Source organism: uncultured Gimesia sp., from assembly GCF_937919775.1.
Taxonomy (GTDB): Bacteria; Planctomycetota; Planctomycetia; order Planctomycetales; family Planctomycetaceae; genus Gimesia.
This window is the reverse complement of record NZ_CALFPF010000201.1, coordinates 1-2737: the sequence shown is the minus strand read 5'-3', so window position 1 is coordinate 2737 and position 2737 is coordinate 1. Positions and strand designations below refer to the sequence as shown.

Genomic DNA, 2737 nt, shown 5'->3' with positions numbered 1-2737 from the left:
GTGGTGTTTTATCTCAGGCAGTTAGCCCGTGGCAAACACAGTCTCACGTATCGTTTGCGGGCGGAAATACCGGGACAATTCAGCGGACTGCCCACGATCGGGTACGGCATGTATGCACCGGAGTTGAAAGCCAATTCGGATGAGATCAAAGTGAAAATCAGCGATTGATCGCAAGGTTCAAATCAGATCGGCTCCCAGAAGGTACCATTCCATCTGCTGAGCCGATTTTGCGCCGCGTCGAACAGATAAAGATTTCGGTCTTTGAAAATCGTCTGTAACTTTGCCGGTTGATACTGCTCAGGCCGGTATCGTCCCACAAGAACCGATTGATCTAACTGCGGGTCGTTGATCACATAATCAATGTGCCGGTCCGCCGGGTCGTGTGCGACCAGAACCAGCGCGGGTTGTTTGATTTGCGGATGATGCTGGATCATCTGCTGGAACTGGAAATGTTTGAATTTTGAAAAGGCGACATTGTTTATGACCATTTCCAGCTTTGAGACCGTCCAGAGCGGGGGGATCGCTACCAGATTGGTCAAACACGCGATCAAAATCATCGACGTCCAAAGCCAGCTCATCAGCGGACGCTCGATGTGACGCCAGATTCGAAACAGGCTTTGCGTCACTCGGGCAAAAATCAGCGCCCAGAGAGGACCGGTTTCAAACACATAATGCCAATGCATGATTCCGTCATACCAGTAGGGAATATGCACGACATGTAGTGAGAGTATCGAAGCAAACACAAGCCACCAGCGGCTCCAGTGTCGGCATTCCGTGATCAGAAAAATCAGCCCCGCCAATCCCAGGGGGATGATTCCGAGCGTCCACTGCAGACTGGCCAGAATGCGATTTTGCACATTTTGAACCGCTAAAGCCGGCGTCAGGTTCTCGGCCCATTTGTCATAGTTTTTCAGAACTTTCGGGCCGAGTTTCTGTTCTCCGCGAATCACATTGTTGAAACCATAAACATGGCGCGGGGTGTAGATGTCGGTATAAACCTGGTACGGCATTTTCCAGCCACTGCCAGTGATGGACTGATTGTAACAGAAGAGACAGATCAATCCGCAACCGAGGGGAATTGCCAGCCCGGCTACCAACGCGAATACCGATTTCACAGTTGCGGAAGTTGTCGAACTTCCAGGCTTTCGAAAAAGACACCAGCGGACGACTTCCACTCCCAGCCAGATGCCAAACGGCAGCGCAAAACCTGCGGCGGTCATCGGACGACAGAGCATGCCGAACGCGAGTCCCAGTCCTGCCAGAAACGCATCACGGAAAGCGCGGGTGCGCTGCATCCTCAGAAACGCCCAGAGAAACAGGGAAAGCCCAACCAATGTCGGGTGATGTGCCAGGAGCAGGTTGCTGAAAATGGCCATGCCCGGAGAGAACGCGACGATCAGGCCCGCCAGAAGTCCGACACCATTGCCGGCCAGTTCTCTGCCGGACCAGAAGATAAAAAACGCCGTGATTGCTCCCGCCAGCCAATATCCCCAATAGGGGTGCCCCCAGGAGACAAAAGGGGCCAGCCAGAGACCGGTTCCCGGAAAATAGCGGCTGGCCATTTTTCCTTCATTCAGGACATGGACTTGATTAAAAATTTCCGGTGCGGCGGGATGACTGGGAAACGAGGTTTTGCCAGCTAGAAACGTTTTCGCCTGGAACAGGTAGCTATATTCATCGTGGTACGCAGGAGGCAGATCTCCCAGAGTCAGTTTGCGCTCCGAGTCAACAATATGGTCAGCGGTCCAGACACTCATCAGAAACGAACTGGCGGCAACAATGAAACTGAGTGAAAATGCGAAATAGTCCAGGCGTTTTGTTGCACGCTTTTCGCGAACCCAGTCTTCTGACAGCCGGGGGCGCAGCAGACTGCTCCAAACTTTGAAATTGATGTAAGGGCGAAAAAACCAGCAGAGCGGACTGAGTAATAAGAGAATGAAGTACGGAGTGGTATCGACGTTGACATACAGGAAAAAACGTGTGAGTAAAGGCAGTTGTTGATTTTCGGACTGCACCCGGTCCCATTCATAGGGGGCGAGCAGACCGAAAAGTGCCATCGCAAAGATCAGATGGAGCAGCGGAATCCAGCGGGAGTTCGTCTGTTGATCCGGCGGCAAATCTGAAGCAAGCCGAGCTGAAGTTTGGTTTTCCGAATCCATGAGGTCGTTGTAATTTCTGAATGTCTGGTTCCAGATCTGCCTGCGATGGCAGAATTCGTTTTCCGTTGTCCTTTGAAGAGTATAACTTTGAGAATCAGGGAAAAGAAAGGGCGTGGTTGAATAACTAACCACGCCCTTGCAAATGTTTTCGAATTCAAAAAACGATTTACAGCCCGTTTTTACTTTTTGGCTGTTTTCTTACTGGCCGCCTCTGTCAGGAGTTTCTCCAGATTGGTTTTCTGGGAGGCGGATAAGATCGTCTCGTATTCCGTGTTGCGTTTTTTATTTAATTTGTCCAGTTGTTTTTTCAGACTGTCGATTTGTGGCTGGTAGTCGGCCTGGATTTTGTAAATCTTGTCGCGCTGTTCGGGCGAAAGTTCCAGTTTGCCATAATGATTGGGGAGCCGGCCCTTTGACTTTTTCGGCGTGGCTTTGGTTTCTTTGGCACTGGCTTTGGGACTGTCCGTCTCTTTCTTCTGAGCCGGTAAGCTATCCGCTGTGCAAATCGTCAACGCGAGTCCTGTGAACAAAACAACAAACAGCTTGACATAAGTTTTTCCAAACATCTTATTCCCCGC

At 50.9% G+C, this 2737-nt stretch carries 3 protein-coding genes; 1 reads left to right on the top strand and 2 read right to left on the bottom strand.

The window, feature by feature from the left end; translation table 11 throughout:
- Complete coding sequence (locus Q0294_RS23380) at window positions 1-168, top strand: hypothetical protein (protein WP_366917908.1); 168 nt, start codon at window positions 1-3, stop codon at window positions 166-168.
- A gap of 14 nt (window positions 169-182) precedes the next feature.
- Here the strand turns inward: Q0294_RS23380 and Q0294_RS05300 are convergent, their stop codons facing one another.
- Together Q0294_RS05300 and Q0294_RS05295 are read right to left on the bottom strand one after the other, a co-directional pair.
- Complete coding sequence (locus Q0294_RS05300) at window positions 183-2159, bottom strand: glycosyltransferase family 39 protein (protein ID WP_299461643.1); 1977 nt, start codon at window positions 2157-2159, stop codon at window positions 183-185.
- A 179-nt stretch (window positions 2160-2338) separates the two neighbouring features.
- Window positions 2339-2737: hypothetical protein (locus Q0294_RS05295; RefSeq protein WP_299461641.1), on the bottom strand; the 399-nt coding region annotated here is incomplete at its 5' end.